Consider the following 15,151-nt stretch of genomic DNA (forward strand, 5'->3'; position numbering starts at 1 on the left):
GCCGACGGGCCGCCGGGTGGGGCAGCATGGTACGGGTGGAGGACGTGATAGAGCAGGTGGCGGGGCTGGCGGCCGGTGGCGCGGTGGTGGTGCTCAGCGGCGCCGGCCTGTCCACCGAGTCGGGTATTCCCGACTATCGGGGACCCAGCGGGGTGGCGCGTCGGCACACCCCGATGACGTACCAGACGTTCACCGGTGACGCGGGGGCCCGGCGCCGCTACTGGGCGCGTAGCCATCTGGGGTGGCGGTGGATCGCGCAGGCGGCCCCGAACGACGGGCATCGGGCGGTGGCCCGGTTGCAGCGGGCCGGTGTGGTGGCGGGGATCATCACGCAGAACGTGGACGGGCTGCACACGGCCGCCGGCAGCGCCGGTGTGGTGGAGTTGCACGGCCGCCTCGACGAGGTGGTGTGTCTGGGCTGCGGGGCGCGGACGACCCGGGAGGACCTCGATGGTCGGCTGCGGCGGGCCAATCCGGGTTTCGACGCGCGGGCCGCCGCGATCAACCCGGACGGTGACGTGGATCTCGACGACGCGCAGGTGGCCGGGTTCCGGGTCGTGGACTGCGGGACCTGCGGCGGCATGCTCAAACCGGACGTGGTGTTCTTCGGCGAGACGGTTCCGGCGCCCCGGGTGGCGCAGTGTTTCACGATGGTGCGGCAGGCGCGGCTGCTGCTGGTCCTCGGGTCGTCGCTGACGGTGATGTCGGGGCGGCGGTTCGTGTCGGCGGCGGCCCGGCAGGACGTACCGGTGGTGATCGTCAACCAGGGGCCGACGCGCGGTGACGCGTACGCGCGGTTGTGCGTCGACGCCCCGCTGGGTCGCCTGTTGCCGGCGGTGGCCGACCGGCTCTGCCCGGCCGGGGCGGACCGCGTGGTGTCCGTCGCCTCCTGAGCAGGGGGCCCGGGGGTTCGGTGTGGGCCGGCGGGGACGCTGGTAGCGTTGATCGCGCCGGTAGCACCCGCGTGGGAGAGACCGCCTGGCGGCAGCCGGGGCGGCGCCGAAGGGGCAAATCCTCCCCGGAACCTCTCAGGCAAAAGGACCGCGTGGGTCAGGCACTGTGGAGCGCCCGTGGGGTGTGACAGAGGGGGAGGGCCGACCTGTCGACCCCGCCCCCGCAGGAGCGCCCCTCATGACCACAGAGTTCGCCGACCGTCACATCGGCCCCGGCCCCGACGACGAACGCCGCATGTTGGCGACGGTCGGGTACGCCTCGATTGACGAGCTGATGGATGCGGCGATCCCCGAGGTGATCCGCTGGCACGGTCGTCTGGACCTGCCGGAGCCCACCGGTGAGCACGAGACCCTGACCGAGTTGCGGGCCCTCGCCGACCGCAACACCGTCGCCGTGTCGATGATCGGTCTGGGCTACCACGGCACGTACACCCCGGCGGTGATCCGCCGTAACGTGTTGGAGAACCCGGCCTGGTACACGGCGTACACGCCGTACCAGCCGGAGATCAGCCAGGGCCGGTTGGAGGCGCTGCTGAACTTCCAGACCATGGTGTCGGACCTGACCGGTCTGGCGACGGCGAACGCGTCGATGCTCGACGAGGGCACCGCGGCGGCCGAGGCGATGACGTTGGCGCGGCGGGCGTCGAAGAGCAGCAGCCCGGTGTACGTGGTCGACGCCGACGCCCTGCCGCAGACCATCGCGGTGATCGCCGGTCGGGCCGAGCCGCTCGGCATCGAGGTGCGGGTGCTGGACCTGACCGTGCAGGAGTTGCCGGCGGAGTTCTTCGGCCTGCACCTGCAGTACCCGGGCGCGTCCGGGGCGGTGCGTGACCAGGCGGCGCTGGTGGCGGCGGCGCACGAGGTCGGCGCGTTGGTGACGGTGGCGGCGGACCTGCTGGCGTTGACGTTGCTGCGGGCGCCGGGGCACATCGGCGCGGACATCGCCGCCGGCACCACCCAGCGGTTCGGGGTGCCGATGGGCTTCGGTGGGCCGCACGCCGGCTACCTGGCGGTGCGGGCCGGGTTGGAGCGGATGCTGCCCGGCCGGCTGGTCGGGGTGTCCCGCGACAGCGCCGGCGACCCGGCGTACCGGTTGGCGTTGCAGACCCGTGAGCAGCACATCCGGCGGGAGAAGGCGACCAGCAACATCTGCACCGCGCAGGTGCTGCTGGCGGTGATGGCCGGCATGTACGCCGTCTACCACGGCCCGGACGGGTTGCGGGCGATCGCGACGCGCACCCACGAGGCGGCGGTGCGGCTGGCCGCCGGGCTGCGGGCCGGTGGTGTGGAGGTGGCCGACGTGCCGTTCTTCGACACGGTGACGGCGACGGTGCCGGGGCGGGCCGGTCAGGTGGTCACCGACGCGGCGGCGCGCGGGGTGAACCTGCGGCTGGTCGACGACGACCGGGTGGGGATCTCCTGCGACGAGACCACCACGGGCGAGCATGTGGCGGCGGTGTGGGCGGCGTTCGGTGTCGACGGCGTCGACGGCGCGGTGACGGCGGCGCTGCCGGACGGGTTGCGGCGGACCGACGAGGTCCTCACCCACCCGGTGTTCCGGTCGCATCACTCGGAGACGGCGATGCTGCGCTACCTGCGGCGGCTGGCCGACTTCGACTACGCGCTGGACCGGGGCATGATCCCGCTGGGGTCGTGCACGATGAAACTGAACGCCACCACCGAGATGGAGCCGGTGAGCTGGGCGGAGTTCGCCCACATCCACCCGTTCGCCCCGGCGGAGCAGACCGCCGGCTACCGGGAGATGATCGGCCAGTTGGAGGGGTGGCTGGCCGAGGTGACCGGCTACGACGCGGTCAGTGTGCAGCCCAACGCCGGGTCGCAGGGGGAGTTGGCCGGGTTGCTGGCCATTCGCGCGTACCACCGTGACCGGGGTGAGGGGCACCGGGACGTGTGTCTGATCCCGTCGTCGGCGCACGGCACGAACGCCGCCAGCGCGGTGATGGCCGGGATGCGGGTGGTGGTGGTCGGCTGCGACGACGACGGCAACGTCGACCTGGTCGACCTGGACGCCAAGATCGACCGGCATCGGGACGCCCTGGCGGCGATCATGGTGACGTACCCGTCGACTCACGGCGTGTACGAGACGGGCATCGCGTCGCTGTGCGCGAAGGTGCACGACGCCGGTGGCCAGGTGTACGTCGACGGCGCGAACCTCAACGCGCTGGTCGGGTTCGCCAAGCCGGGCCGGTTCGGGGCCGACGTGTCGCACCTGAACCTGCACAAGACGTTCTGCATCCCGCACGGCGGTGGTGGTCCCGGCGTGGGGCCGGTGGCGGTGCGGGCGCACCTGGCGCCGTTCCTGCCCGGTGACCCCGGTGGCGCGCCGGTGGACGGGCGGCCGGCGATCTCGGCGGCTCGGTACGGGTCGGCGGGCATCCTGCCGATCCCGTGGGTGTACCTGCGGATGATGGGCGCCGACGGGCTGGCCCGGGCCACCGGGGTGGCGGTGTTGGCGGCCAACTATGTGGCGGCGCGGCTGCGGGAGCACTTCCCGGTGCTGTACGCGGGCAACAAGGGCCTGGTGGCCCACGAGTGCATCCTGGACCTGCGGCCGGTGACGAAGACGACCGGCGTGAGCGTCGACGACGTGGCCAAGCGGTTGATCGACTACGGGTTCCACGCGCCGACGATGTCGTTCCCGGTGGCGGGGACGCTGATGGTGGAGCCGACCGAGAGCGAGGACCTGGCCGAGCTGGACCGGTTCTGCGACGCGATGATCGCCATTCGGGCGGAGATCGACGAGGTGGCGGCGGGGCGCTGGCCGGCCGGGGACAACCCCCTGGCCAACGCGCCGCACACGGCGGCGATGGTGGCCGGCGACGAGTGGCCGCACCCGTACCCGAGGTCGGTGGCCGGCTACCCGACCGGCGTGGACCGGGCGGGGAAGTACTGGCCGCCGGTGCGTCGGGTCGACGGCGGGTACGGCGACCGGAACCTGGTCTGTTCGTGTCCGTCGCTGCAGGCGTACGAGAGCTGACGGCAGCCGCGCCGGGGCGGTCCCTGCCGCCCCGGCGTCGCGTCGACCTGGTCGTGACGGTCCCCGCAGCGGGGACTAGCCTGGGTCGACGCGGGAAGAGTCGTGACGGATCGTGAGCAGGTCAGGCGGCGAGGGCGTGTCGGGCGGGGCCGCGGTGCGGTGCGATGCTGCTGCCGTCGGGCAGCAGTTCGCCGGTGTCCTCGAAAACGATGACCCCGTTGCAGAGCAGGCTCCAGCCCTGCTCACGGAAGCAGGCGATGACCTTGGCGGCTTCCCGGTCGGTGGCTTCGGCGGAGGGGCAGGTGGGTTGGTGCTGGCACATCGGGTTCTCCGGACTGTGGGGGCACTGTGTCATGGTTCACACGACCAGTGACGCACAGTACCAAGCAAACGCATGGCGCATCGAGCAGAAGCGTGCGTGGTTCGTGGGAAATCCGCTGAACGGATGAGCCACCACCAACCAGACGTCGTGGAAGCGCTCCCACGGACGGTGGTCGATCCGTCACCGTACGACCCACCGGCCGCGCCCGCGTCCTGCCGAGGCCGCCGCGTCGAACTCGCCCGCTGGCAGTGGCGCCCCACCGACGGCGGCGACCCCGCCACCGCCGTCGAGGACTTCCTCGCCGCCCACGACCTGCCCCGGCACGACCTGGCCCACCCCACCCGCCCCCACCACCACGACGACCGCGTCTGCGGCGCCGCCCTGTACGTGTCCGCCGCCGCCGGCGCCCTGCTCGCCGGCGGCAACCCCGGCGCCGCCAACCCCGCCGACCTGCCCGAGATCGCCGTCGTCGTCTACGGCCACACCGACACCCCCACCACCGGCGCCCCGGCCGGAACGTGGTGGCACGGCCCGTGGACCGAGAGCTGGACCCCCACCGCACACGCCGACGCCGTCCGCGCCGTCCGCACCGCCATCGGCCACGGCGACGTCTACCAGGTCAACGTCGTCGGCCACGCCGCCGCCCCCTACCACGGCGACCCCCGCCCCGCCCTGGCCCGCCTCGGCCGGCTTCCCGGCGCCCGCTACGGCGGCGTCCTGACCGGCGACGGCTGGGCCATCGGCTGCGCCAGCCCCGAAACCCTCGTCGAGGTCCGCGCCGGCACCCTCACCACCCGCCCCATCAAAGGCACCCGACCCGCCACCGCCGCCGGCCGCGCCGACCTGCTCACCTCCGCCAAGGAACGCGCCGAACACATCATGATCGTCGACCTCGAACGCAACGACCTGGCCCGCGTCGCCCGCACCGGCAGCGTCCGCGTCGACGACCTGTTCGCCGTACGCCGCTGGTGTGACCTGTGGCAGGCCGAGTCCACCGTCCGCGCCGACGTCGCCGACGGCCTCGGCCTGGCCGACCTGCTGCGCGCCGTCTGCCCCGGCGGCTCCGTCACCGGCGCCCCCAAACTCGCCGCCCTGCACCACATCGCCGCCCTCGAACCCGTCGGCCGCGGCGCCGGCATGGGCGCCCTCGGCTGGATCGGCCCCGACCACCTCGACCTCGGCCTGACCATCCGCACCGCCGCCACCGACCGCCACGCCGTCCACGTCTGGGCCGGCGGCGGCATCACCTGGGACAGCGACCCGCACGCCGAGGTCGCCGAAGCCGCCGCCAAGACCGCCCCGGTCCGCGCCACCCTCGACCCGACCCCACCCGGCCGCCCCACCGCCGGCCCCGCCGACCGATAACCTTGCCGACATGACCATGCGGGACATCCGAATCATCGGCGACCCGGTGCTGCGCACCCCCAGTGAACCCGTCACCAGCTTCGACGCCGACCTACGCGCCCTGGTCACCGACCTGATGGACACCCTGCTCGGCGCACCCGGCCGCGCCGGCGTCGCCGCACCCCAGATCGGCGTCAACGCCCAGGTGTTCGTCTACGACGCCGACGGCCACCGCGGCCACATGGTCAACCCCACCCTCGAACTGTCCGACGAACTCTGCGACGACGACGAGGGCTGCCTGTCCATCCCCGGCCTGTACTTCCCGACCCCCCGCGCCCTGCACGCCACCGCACACGGCTACGACCAGCACGGCGAACCCCTCACCATCGCCGGCAGCGGCTTCCTCGCCCGCGCCCTGCAACACGAGACCGACCACCTCGCCGGCCGCCTCTACGTCGACACGCTGCGCGGCGACGTCCGCCGCCGCGCCCTGCGGGAGATCCGCGCCGGCCGCTTCGACTCACCCCGCCGCGCCTGACCCGCCCGCCGCCCACTCGTCCCGGGTCACCGCGTACTCCACCTCACCGGCCTGCGCCCCCGGCAACGGATCCGCCCACGGCAGGTGGAACGTGCGCACATACCGCATCCCCACCGCCGCCATCGTCGCCCGCGACGCCACGTTGACCGCCATCGTCTCGGCGAAGATCCGCGACAACCCCAGGTCGGCGAAACCGTGCCGGATCAGCTCCCGGGCCCCCTCCGACGCCAGACCCCGCCGCCAGAACCGGCGCGCCAACCGGTAGCCCAACTCGGCCTGCCCCACCACCGGCCCCTGGTCGGCCCGCGACGGCGGCTCCAACAACCACCAGCCGACGAACTCACCGTCGGTCGACCCGGCCCAGAACCCCAACCCCGGCGCCCGTCGCGCCACCGCCAGCCGCTCCCGGTGCCACCGCGTCACCTGCGCCGCCGACCGCACCGGCCCCAGGAACCGCATCACCTCCGCGTCGGCGTCCAACGCCACCTCGTGCGGCAGATGCACCTGGGCCAACGGCACCAACACCAACCGCGCGGTACGCAGAATCACCTGGGACACGCGCGTCATCATCGCGGCCACCGGGCCGCCACCGCCACCGACAATCAGCGGCCACCGGCGCGTAGCCGGAACTCGCCGTACTCGGCCACCCGGGTGAACCCCAACCGCTCGTACAACCGTACCGCCACCCCGTTGTCGGCCTTCACGTTCAACGTCACATGATCCACGTCGGCCCGCAACACCTCGCACAGCCGCGTCACCACCGCCGCCGCCAACCCCCGACCCCGCCATCCCGGCCGGGTCGTCACGTTCCCCACCGCCGCCACCCGATACGTGGGGGAGAAGACGTGCACCCCCGCCACCGCCACCAACAGGTCACCGTCACTGATCCCCACGTACCGGCCGGTGTCCACCATCCGCGCGTCGAACCAGTTCCCCGGATACGCGAGCGCGTACAGCTCCCGCAGCCGAGGCAGATCCGCCCGCCCCAACACCACCCCCGCCGGCGACACCCCCACCGCGCGTGAAGGATCCGTCCACGCCATCTTCAGATGCGTTCCCGACGACGTCACCTCGAACGCCCCCGCCAACGCCACCTCGACACCGGGGGACAGGTGCGCCTCCAACCGGGCCGGCAACACCGGCACCACCTCACCCAGCAGCGCCGACACCGCCGCCACCCCGGCCGGCCGCGTCAACGCCACCAGCGTCGGCGACACTGCCCCGTGATACAGCAACACCACCGCGTCCCCACGCCGAAACCACGACGTGTACGGCCAGAAGAAGTCGTCCAGATCACCCAACTCGTACGCGTGCAGCCGAGGATCCCGCCCCAACAGACCCGCCAGGACGGCCCGGTCGTGTTCCGCGCGCACCGGCACCCGCCGATGATCACACGCGCCGCGTCGCGCCGCTCACCCCGCCAACCACTGGTCGTAGCCCAACCTCGCCACCAACGCCACCACCACCAGCAACAACACCCCCCGCACGAACCCCGCACCCCGCCGCAACGCCATCCGGGCACCCACCATCGCCCCGACGATGTTGCACACCGCCATCGCCGCACCCAACAACCACCACACGTGCCCCGTCACCGCGAACACCGCCAACGCCCCCGCGTTCGTCCCCGCGTTCACCACCTTCGCCATCGCCGACCCGTGCAGGAAATCCGCCCCCACCAGCGCGGTGAACGCCACCACCAGGAACGTGCCCGTACCCGGACCGATCAACCCGTCGTACAGGGCGATACCCACCCCCGCCACCAGCACCGCCACCACGACCCGCCCCCGGGTACGCCGCCCCGGAAACGACGACACCCCCAACCTCGGCCGCACCACCACGAACAGCGCCACCGACAGCAACACCACCAACACCACCGGCCGGTACGCCGACGGCGGCACCGCACCCGCCAACGCCGCACCCACCCCCGCGCAGAGCACCGCCAGACCCGCCGCCGGCCCCGCCACCGCCCAGTCGACACGCGTACGCCGCGCGTACGTCACCGCCGCCGCCGACGTCCCCGCGATCGCCGCCAACTTGTTCGTGCCCAACGCCGTCGCCGGCGGCATCCCCGGCGCCGCCACCAACAACGCCGGCAACAACAACAACCCGCCGCCACCCACCACCGCATCCACCCAACCGGCCAGGGCCGCAGCGGTCAGCAGCAGCGCGACAGTCGACGGATCCAGATCCACGGCGGCATTCTTCCCACCCCGCAGCACCCGACGCCGCCGCCTGTGGCCAGCCTCACCGGCCCCGACGCCTCCGCAGCCACACCCCACCCGCGCCCACCGCCACGAACACCAGCATCGAACAGAACAACACCCGCAGCATCGGGCAACTGTGCCACGGCGTCGATAAGGTGACACGGTGCGCCTGGCCACGTTCAACCTGCTGCACGGCCGGTCCCTGACCGACGGCCTCGTCGACCCCGCCCGCCTCGCCGCCGCCGTCACCGCCCTCGACGCCGACGTCCTCGCCCTGCAGGAAGTCGACCGCGACCAGTCCCGCAGCGGCAACCACGACCTCACCGCCATCGCCGCCAAGGCCCTCGGCGCCACCGAACACCGCTTCGCCGCCGCCGTCGTCGGCACCCCCGGCGAAGCGTTCCGCCCCCTGCGCCACGACGACGACGGCCACGGCGAACCCTGCTACGGCGTCGGCCTCGTCTCCCGCCACCGGGTCACCGCCTGGCGCATCACCCGCCTGAGCCCGGCACCACTACGGTCCCCGGTCTACGTACCCGGCCCCGGCGGCGGCCTCATCCTCCTGCACGACGAACCCCGCGTCGTCCTCGCCGCCGTCCTGGACACCCCACACGGATCCCTCACCGTCGCCGCCACCCACCTGTCCTTCGTGCCCGGCTGGAACATCCGCCAACTCCGCCAGGCCGTCCGCGCCCTGCGCACCCTGCCCGCCCCGCGCATCCTGCTCGGCGACCTCAACCTGCCCACCTGGGCCGCCCGCCTGGTGTCCCGCTGGCAACCTCTGGGCCGCCGCCCCACCTACCCCGCCGGGCAACCCCGCGTCCAACTCGACCACATCCTCGCCGACCGGCAGGACCTGCACCGGCTACCACCGGTCACCGCCGTGCAGACCCCACTGGCCACCATCTCCGACCACCGGCCCCTGCTGGTCGACCTCGGCTAGGCCACCGCCGACCGGGCCGCCCGCACCGCGTTACGGAACAGCATCGCCACCGTCACCGGACCCACCCCACCGACCCGCGGCGTGATCGCCCCCGCCACCCGCTCACACGCCGGATCCACATCCGGCAACAACCGGCGCCCCGCATACCGCACCCCACCACCGACCACCACCGCACCCGGCCGCACGTGCTCCGGCCGCACGATCCCCGGCACCCCCGCCGCCGCCACCAGGATCTCCGCCCGCCGCGTATACCGAGGCCAGTCCGCCACCCCGGTGTGCACCACCGTCACCGCCGCGTTCGCCGTCGGCCGCTTCTGCGCCAACACCATCGCCAACGGACGCCCCAACGTCGCCCCACGACCCAACACCACCACCTCCCGACCCGACACCGGCACCCCGTGGAACGCCAACAACGCCTCCACACCCGCCGGCGTACACGGCACCGGACCCGGCAACCCGAGCGCCAACCGCCCCACGTTCACCGGATGCATCCCGTCCACGTCCTTGTCCGGGTCCAACACCTGCAACGCCCGGTCGAAGTCCAACCCACCCGGCACCGGATGCTGCACCAACACCCCGTGCACACCCCGATCCGCGTTCAGATCCGTCAGCACCGCGTGCAGATCCGCCTGCGACGCCGACGCCGGCAACCGCACGTGCGGCGACGCGAAACCCACCTCCGCCGCCTGCCGCTGCTTGATCCCGATGTAGCGGGCGCTCGCCGCGTCGTCACCGACCAGCACCGTCGCCAACGCCGGAGTCACCCCCGTCGCCCGCAGCGCCACCACATCCTCGGCCACCTCGGCCAGAATCCGCTCCGCCACCGGCGCGCCCGGCAACAACCGGGCCGTCTCCATCGTCGTGGACATGGCTCACCTCGACCGTGGAGGCCCAGGCGGACGACCCCCACGACGAGCTTCCCGATGGTCGATCCCATCCCCGGTGCCGCCAGTCGCGTCACCCGCAGCCTTGCACACCCGACGCCGCCACCACCACCGTCAGCCCGGGGGAGCGGATGCCCGTCAGCCCGGGGGACCGAACGCCAACGCCAACCGCAACGCCACGTCCCGCACCCCGGTGAACCGCCGCACCTGCGCCAACCGGCCCGCCCGCACCGCCATCGCCGCCATCCGCTGCGTCGGCACCCGCCGCGCCCGGTCGTACCGGGCCAACGCCGACGACACGTCCGCCTCCGCCGCCAACGCCTCCGACAACGCCACCGCGTCGATCAACGCCTGACAGGCGCCCTGCCCCAGATCCGGCGTCATCGCATGCGCCGCGTCGCCCAGCAACACCCACCGCCCCCGCACGTACGTCGGCACCGGCGGCAGATAGTGCACGTCGTGCTGCAGCACCCCGGCCGCGTCGACGCGATCCAGCACCGCCGGCACCGGATCGTGCCAGTCACCGAACCACCGCCGCAGCGCCGCCAGATCACCCTCCGGCGGCCGGAAACCCTCCTTCGCGGCCACCGCCGCATACCAGTTCGCCACCCCGGGACCCTGCGGCGTCACCCCGAACTTGCGCCCCCGACCCCACGTCTCCCCACCGGAGGCCACCTCCAACGGCACCGTGCCACGCCACGCCGTCACCCCCGAGTACCGCAACGGGAACCGGTCACCGAACATCGCCGCCCGGGTCGCGCTGCGGATCCCGTCCGCGCCCACCACCACGTCGTACCCGTCACCCAGCTCCGCCGGACCCGCCACCGGCGCACCGAAGCGCACCGTGCCCGCCGGCAACGCCTCCGCCAGCAGACCCAGCAACGCCGGCCGGGACAGCAGCAGCACCCCCTCACCATGCCGCCGACGGATCCGCCCCACGTCCAACCGGGCGATCACCGTCCCGTCCGGGCGGCGCATCGCCCCGTCCGGCTGCGCCCGCCCCCGTTCTCGCGCGGACGCACCCACACCGAGCCGATCCAACGCCCGCAACGCCGACGGCCAGATCCCCAACCCGGTACCCGTCTCGGGCAGCCCCGCCGCCCGCTCGAACACCGTCACCGACCACCCGGCGCGCAGCAGTCCCACCGCCACCGCCAGCCCACCCACGCCGCCTCCGATGACGGCCGCTGATCCACGCATCACCCGACCGTACTACAGATGTAGTCCCACACACTACTGCTGTAGTCTTGGCCACGTGGACGCCCGCCAACAACGCCTCCTCGACGCCGCCATCGCCGTCCTCGGCACCCGCGGCCCCCGCCACCTCACCCACCGCGCCGTCGACGACCAGGCCGAACTCCCCACCGGCTCCACCTCCAACCGCTACCGCACCCGCGAAGCCCTCATCGCCGGCGTCCTCACCCGCATCCTCGACCTCGAAACCACCGGCTGGAACCACCTCGCCGGCACCCTCGACCGCATCGACCCCGACACCTTCACCACCGCCCTCGGCACCCTCGTCCACGACCTCACCACCACCCACCGCGCCCTCACCCTCGCCCGACTCGCGATCTTCGCCGAAGCCGCCCACCACCCCGCCCTGCAACACCAGATCGCCCAACGCCAACACGACCTCGCCGCCTGGGCCACACCCCTGCTCGCCGCACTCGGCGCACGCCACCCCACCACCGCTCTGCGACTCCTGCTCGCCCTCGTCGACGGCCTCCTGAACAACCAACTCGCCAACCCCGACCCCGACTTCGACCCCACCACCGCCATCACCACCGTCCTCCCGGCCGTCCTCGACGCCCACCCCGCCTGAGACCACACCTCACGACGACGGCCGCACCAACCCCACCAACGCCCGGTACGTGCGATTCACCCGCGCCGCCTCCCGCTGCTGCCCCGACGTCACCTCGATGTACGTCTGCGACGACGCCAACGACGCATGCCCCAACAACCGCATGATCTCCGCCGCACCAGCGCCGTCCTCGGCCAACCGCGTCGCGAACGTGTGCCGCAACGCGTGCAACCGCGCCCCACGCGGCACCCGGTCACCGATTCCCGCACGCCGGTAACAGGACTCCACCAGATACTGCAGACCACCCCGCCGCAACGCCTCACCCTGCCGATCCACCAGCAACGGCGAGGCCGGCCGCACCGAACGCGAACCGAATCGCCGCACCCGGCTGTTCAGATAGTCCACCAGCAACGCGTCCAGATCCGGCTCCACTGGCAACACCCGAGGCCGCCCACCCTTGCCGGCCACCTCCAGCCGGCGCTCACCCGGCCGACCCGCCAGCGAAGCGACCCGCAACGCCAACAACTCCGACAACCGCAACCCGGCACACAACGCCAGCGCCAACACCGCCACGTCCCGCTCCGGCCACGGATCCCGCTGCCGCCCCTGCGCCTGCGCCGCCGCCGCGAGCAGCTGCTCGGGAGTGTCCTCACCCCGCAACGGCTTCGGCATCGGCAGCGGCGCCCGGGGGCGTCCCACCGCCGGCATCGGATTGCCCGCCACCACCTGCTCGGCCACCAGGAACGAGAAGAAACCGTTCCAGGTGGACCAGGCGCGCCCGACCGAGGCGGCGGCCCGCTCGGCGGCGAAGCGGGCGAACGCCGCCCGCATCAGCCTGGGGGAGAGCACCTCGATCGACAGGGCGTCGAGGGGGAGGGGAGGGGTGGCCAGCTCCGCCGCGAGCGCGGCCACCGCGATCAGGTCCCGCCGGTACGCCGCCTGCGTGTGCGGGGAGGGCTTGCGCGTCGCCCGCGAGGTCAGGAACTCCTCGATCAAGACCTGGACCGTTTCATCCCTTTTGTCATGCATAAGGGATATTATGCATGATTCTCGGGTTCACGGTCGACCCAGGGGAGCGGGGGTGATTCGCGGCACGGCCGTACCCAGCGCCGGGGATGGTGCCGTGAGGCCGGTCCTCGGCCTGTCCGGGCCGAGGGGTCTCCAGGCGGCGACGATGTCGGGCGCGCGATAGGGGCGGGGGCCACCTTGGCGCGCCGGCGGCGAGCGGTCGGCACGTCCGGCTGGCGTGCACCGTCGGCTGGGTGATCGTCGACGAAGCCTTACGCACCTACGCCGGGGCGCGCCGGGATGCAAGGAAGGGTCCCTTGCTAACGCCTGGTGTATAGCAGGGGACCCTTCCTTGCATGTCGGTAGCCGGACGCGGTCGGCGGTACCCCCTCTCGGGGAGTGCGTCGGAACGTCAGCTTTACATAATGTCAATTATCGAACATGGCCTGACCGGCCTGGCGGTGGCGGCGGGTCGGTAGCATCTGCTCCTCGTGGACTCCGACAGCGAGATGGTGAACGTTCCGGCGGGACGCGTGGTGTTGTCGGACCGGCGTACGCAGCACAGCTGGCCGGTCGACGTCGGGCCGTACCGGCTCGCCGTGCATCCGGTGACGCGGGCCCGGTACGCCTCGGTCGTCGGTGTCCCCTGTGCGCCCGACGAGCGCCGCCGTCCGATGGAGACGGTGTCCTGGTGGGACACGGTGCGGTTCTGTAACGCCCTGTCCGAGGCCGACGGGCTGCGGCCGGCGTACCGGATCGACGGTGAGGACGTCGAGTGGGACATCGGTGCCGACGGGTACCGCCTGCCCACCGAGGCCGAGTGGGAGCATGCCTGCCGGGCCGGCACCGAGGGTCCGCGCTACGGGCCGCTGGACGAGATCGCCTGGTATCGCGGCAACTCCGGTGAGCGGCTGCACGACGTGGGCGGTAGGCGGCCCAATGCCTGGGGCCTGTACGACATGCTGGGCAACGTCTGGGACTGGTGCTGGGACGTGTACGACCCCGAGGTGTACGGCACCTACCGGGTGTTGCGTGGCGGCGGCTGGTTCGACGAGCAGTGGAGTTGCCGGGCGTCGGTGCGGCGGCGTAGTCATCCGAGCTACGCGATCGACGACGTGGGTTTCCGCCTCGCCCGGTCCGGTCACGCAGAGTAGTTGACCACTCCCCTCGTTCGGCCGCCTAGGCTGCTGGTGTGTCGAGTGTCGTGGATGAGTCGGTGACGGTGCGGCGGGTGGCGGGGGCGCTGACCGCGTACGCCTGTGGGGACGCGTTGGGGGTGCCGTACGAGGGGCGTCCGCCGACGGAGGACGCCGACGAGGTGATCGAGACGCCTCGGGCAAGTGAGCGGTGGGCGGCCGGGGCCACGTCGGACGACACGGCGTTGACGCTGCTGGTGGCGCAGTGTCTGGTGGACGGTGACGTGGACGCGGTGACGTTCCTGTCGCGGCTGGCGGCGCAGGATCCTCCGGTGCCGGGTGCGGGTCCGTCGACGCGGGCGGCGTTGGCGGCGTTCCGGGCCACCGGGGCGGTGCCCGACGATCGGGAGGGTGGCACGAACGGTGCGCCGATGCGGGCGTTGCCGGTGGGGTGGTCGGTGCCTCCGGAGCGGGTGGATCTGCTGGTGGCGCGGACGGTGGAGTTGACGCGGGCGACGCATCGGGCGCCGGAGGCGTTGGTGGCGGCGGTGGTGATGGCGGGGTGTGCGTCGTGGTCGGTGGCGGGCGCGCCGGTGGCGGTGGCGGTGGCGCGGGCGGTGGAGTTGGTGGAGGTGGCGCGTCCGGTGTGTGGGGACGCGCCGCGGTTGGCCGGGTTGGTGGGTGCGGTGGTGGCGGGTGGGTGGTCTCCCCCGCCGTCGGGGGTCGGTCTGGATGCGGCGGAGACGGTCGCGGCGGTGCTGCACTGTGTGCGGGGCGCGGGTTCGGTGCGGGACGGGTTGGTGGCGGCGGTGCGGTGTGGTGGGGACACGGACACGGTGGCGGCGTTGGTGGGTGGTCTGTTGGGTGGGGGGTCGTCGGCGGAGGCGGTGCGGGCGGAGTTGCCGTGGAGTGGGTCGGTGGCGGTGCCGGACGCGGGTGTGGTGTGGCGGTTGGCGTCGGGTCTGGTGGCGTTGCGGGAGTCGGCGCGGTGAGTTGGTGGCAGGGTTCGGCCCCGGGGTG

15 protein-coding genes and 2 riboswitches are annotated in these 15,151 nt (G+C 72.9%); of the genes, 8 read left to right on the forward strand and 7 right to left on the reverse strand.

What is annotated here, in order from left to right; genetic code table 11:
* Nucleotides 1-26: 26 nt before the first annotated feature.
* Both ACZ31C_RS25450 and gcvP read left to right on the forward strand, forming a co-directional pair.
* A complete protein-coding gene (locus ACZ31C_RS25450; protein ID WP_465797548.1) occupies nucleotides 27-893 on the forward strand; it encodes an NAD-dependent protein deacetylase in 867 nt (288 codons plus the stop codon).
* Nucleotides 894-955: 62 nt separating this feature from the next.
* A riboswitch (glycine riboswitch) is annotated at nucleotides 956-1,054 on the forward strand.
* 77 nt (nucleotides 1,055-1,131) lie between these two features.
* Nucleotides 1,132-3,951 carry an aminomethyl-transferring glycine dehydrogenase gene (gene gcvP, locus ACZ31C_RS25455; protein WP_465797409.1) on the forward strand — a complete coding sequence of 940 codons (2,820 nt, stop codon included), beginning with the start codon at nucleotides 1,132-1,134 and terminating at the stop codon, nucleotides 3,949-3,951.
* Nucleotides 3,952-4,072: 121 nt separating this feature from the next.
* Here the strand turns inward: gcvP and ACZ31C_RS25460 are convergent, their stop codons facing one another.
* Nucleotides 4,073-4,273 carry a DUF5999 family protein gene (locus tag ACZ31C_RS25460; protein ID WP_131057861.1) on the reverse strand — a complete coding sequence of 67 codons (201 nt, stop codon included), beginning with the start codon at nucleotides 4,271-4,273 and terminating at the stop codon, nucleotides 4,073-4,075.
* Between the two features lie 96 nt (nucleotides 4,274-4,369).
* Between ACZ31C_RS25460 and ACZ31C_RS25465 the strand changes: the two genes are divergently transcribed.
* Nucleotides 4,370-5,638: a chorismate-binding protein gene (locus ACZ31C_RS25465; protein WP_465797410.1), complete on the forward strand. Its 1,269-nt coding sequence runs from the start codon at nucleotides 4,370-4,372 to the stop codon at nucleotides 5,636-5,638.
* Between the two features lie 10 nt (nucleotides 5,639-5,648).
* Nucleotides 5,649-6,155, forward strand: coding sequence for a peptide deformylase (def, locus tag ACZ31C_RS25470; RefSeq protein ID WP_396746042.1), 507 nt, complete (start codon nucleotides 5,649-5,651; stop codon nucleotides 6,153-6,155).
* Here the strand turns inward: def and ACZ31C_RS25475 are convergent.
* From ACZ31C_RS25475 to ACZ31C_RS25485, 3 genes are read right to left on the reverse strand one after another with little or no spacing between them, the layout of a single operon-like run.
* Nucleotides 6,138-6,722: a GNAT family N-acetyltransferase gene (locus tag ACZ31C_RS25475; protein WP_465797549.1), complete on the reverse strand. Its 585-nt coding sequence runs from the start codon at nucleotides 6,720-6,722 to the stop codon at nucleotides 6,138-6,140. The genes def and ACZ31C_RS25475 overlap by 18 nt on opposite strands.
* A gap of 35 nt (nucleotides 6,723-6,757) precedes the next feature.
* Nucleotides 6,758-7,534, reverse strand: a complete 777-nt coding sequence (locus ACZ31C_RS25480) for a GNAT family N-acetyltransferase (RefSeq protein ID WP_465797411.1) — start codon at nucleotides 7,532-7,534, stop codon at nucleotides 6,758-6,760.
* A gap of 33 nt (nucleotides 7,535-7,567) precedes the next feature.
* A complete protein-coding gene (locus ACZ31C_RS25485; RefSeq protein WP_465797412.1) occupies nucleotides 7,568-8,347 on the reverse strand; it encodes a sulfite exporter TauE/SafE family protein in 780 nt (259 codons plus the stop codon).
* A gap of 175 nt (nucleotides 8,348-8,522) precedes the next feature.
* Between ACZ31C_RS25485 and ACZ31C_RS25490 the strand changes: the two genes are divergently transcribed.
* The gene (locus ACZ31C_RS25490) at nucleotides 8,523-9,302 is read left to right on the forward strand and encodes an endonuclease/exonuclease/phosphatase family protein (protein WP_465797413.1); all 780 of its coding nucleotides are present in this window, start codon (nucleotides 8,523-8,525) and stop codon (nucleotides 9,300-9,302) included.
* On the opposite strand, the gene ACZ31C_RS25495 is transcribed toward ACZ31C_RS25490, so the two are convergent.
* Together ACZ31C_RS25495 and ACZ31C_RS25500 are read right to left on the reverse strand one after the other, a co-directional pair.
* A complete protein-coding gene (locus ACZ31C_RS25495) occupies nucleotides 9,299-10,171 on the reverse strand; it encodes a bifunctional 5,10-methylenetetrahydrofolate dehydrogenase/5,10-methenyltetrahydrofolate cyclohydrolase (protein WP_465797414.1) in 873 nt (290 codons plus the stop codon). The two genes, ACZ31C_RS25490 and ACZ31C_RS25495, sit on opposite strands and share 4 nt — an antisense overlap.
* A 13-nt stretch (nucleotides 10,172-10,184) precedes the next feature.
* A riboswitch (ZMP/ZTP riboswitch) is annotated at nucleotides 10,185-10,268 on the reverse strand.
* Between the two features lie 56 nt (nucleotides 10,269-10,324).
* Nucleotides 10,325-11,386 (reverse strand): FAD-dependent monooxygenase, encoded by a 1,062-nt coding sequence (locus ACZ31C_RS25500; protein ID WP_465797415.1) that lies wholly within the window; start codon nucleotides 11,384-11,386, stop codon nucleotides 10,325-10,327.
* 55 nt (nucleotides 11,387-11,441) lie between these two features.
* Here ACZ31C_RS25500 and ACZ31C_RS25505 point away from each other — a divergent pair, with 55 nt between their 5' ends.
* Nucleotides 11,442-12,008 (forward strand): TetR/AcrR family transcriptional regulator, encoded by a 567-nt coding sequence (locus tag ACZ31C_RS25505; RefSeq protein ID WP_465797416.1) that lies wholly within the window; start codon nucleotides 11,442-11,444, stop codon nucleotides 12,006-12,008.
* A gap of 9 nt (nucleotides 12,009-12,017) precedes the next feature.
* Here the strand turns inward: ACZ31C_RS25505 and ACZ31C_RS25510 are convergent, their stop codons facing one another.
* Nucleotides 12,018-13,016 (reverse strand): tyrosine-type recombinase/integrase, encoded by a 999-nt coding sequence (locus tag ACZ31C_RS25510; RefSeq protein WP_465797417.1) that lies wholly within the window; start codon nucleotides 13,014-13,016, stop codon nucleotides 12,018-12,020.
* Nucleotides 13,017-13,504: 488 nt separating this feature from the next.
* On the opposite strand from ACZ31C_RS25510, the gene ACZ31C_RS25515 reads away from it, so the two are divergent.
* Both ACZ31C_RS25515 and ACZ31C_RS25520 read left to right on the forward strand, forming a co-directional pair.
* The gene (locus ACZ31C_RS25515; RefSeq protein WP_465797550.1) at nucleotides 13,505-14,149 is read left to right on the forward strand and encodes a formylglycine-generating enzyme family protein; all 645 of its coding nucleotides are present in this window, start codon (nucleotides 13,505-13,507) and stop codon (nucleotides 14,147-14,149) included.
* A gap of 38 nt (nucleotides 14,150-14,187) precedes the next feature.
* On the forward strand, nucleotides 14,188-15,123 hold the full coding sequence (locus ACZ31C_RS25520; RefSeq protein WP_465797418.1) for an ADP-ribosylglycohydrolase family protein: 936 nt from the start codon (nucleotides 14,188-14,190) through the stop codon (nucleotides 15,121-15,123).
* Nucleotides 15,124-15,151 lie beyond the last annotated feature (28 nt).

The organism is Micromonospora sp. NPDC023869 (assembly GCF_055559695.1).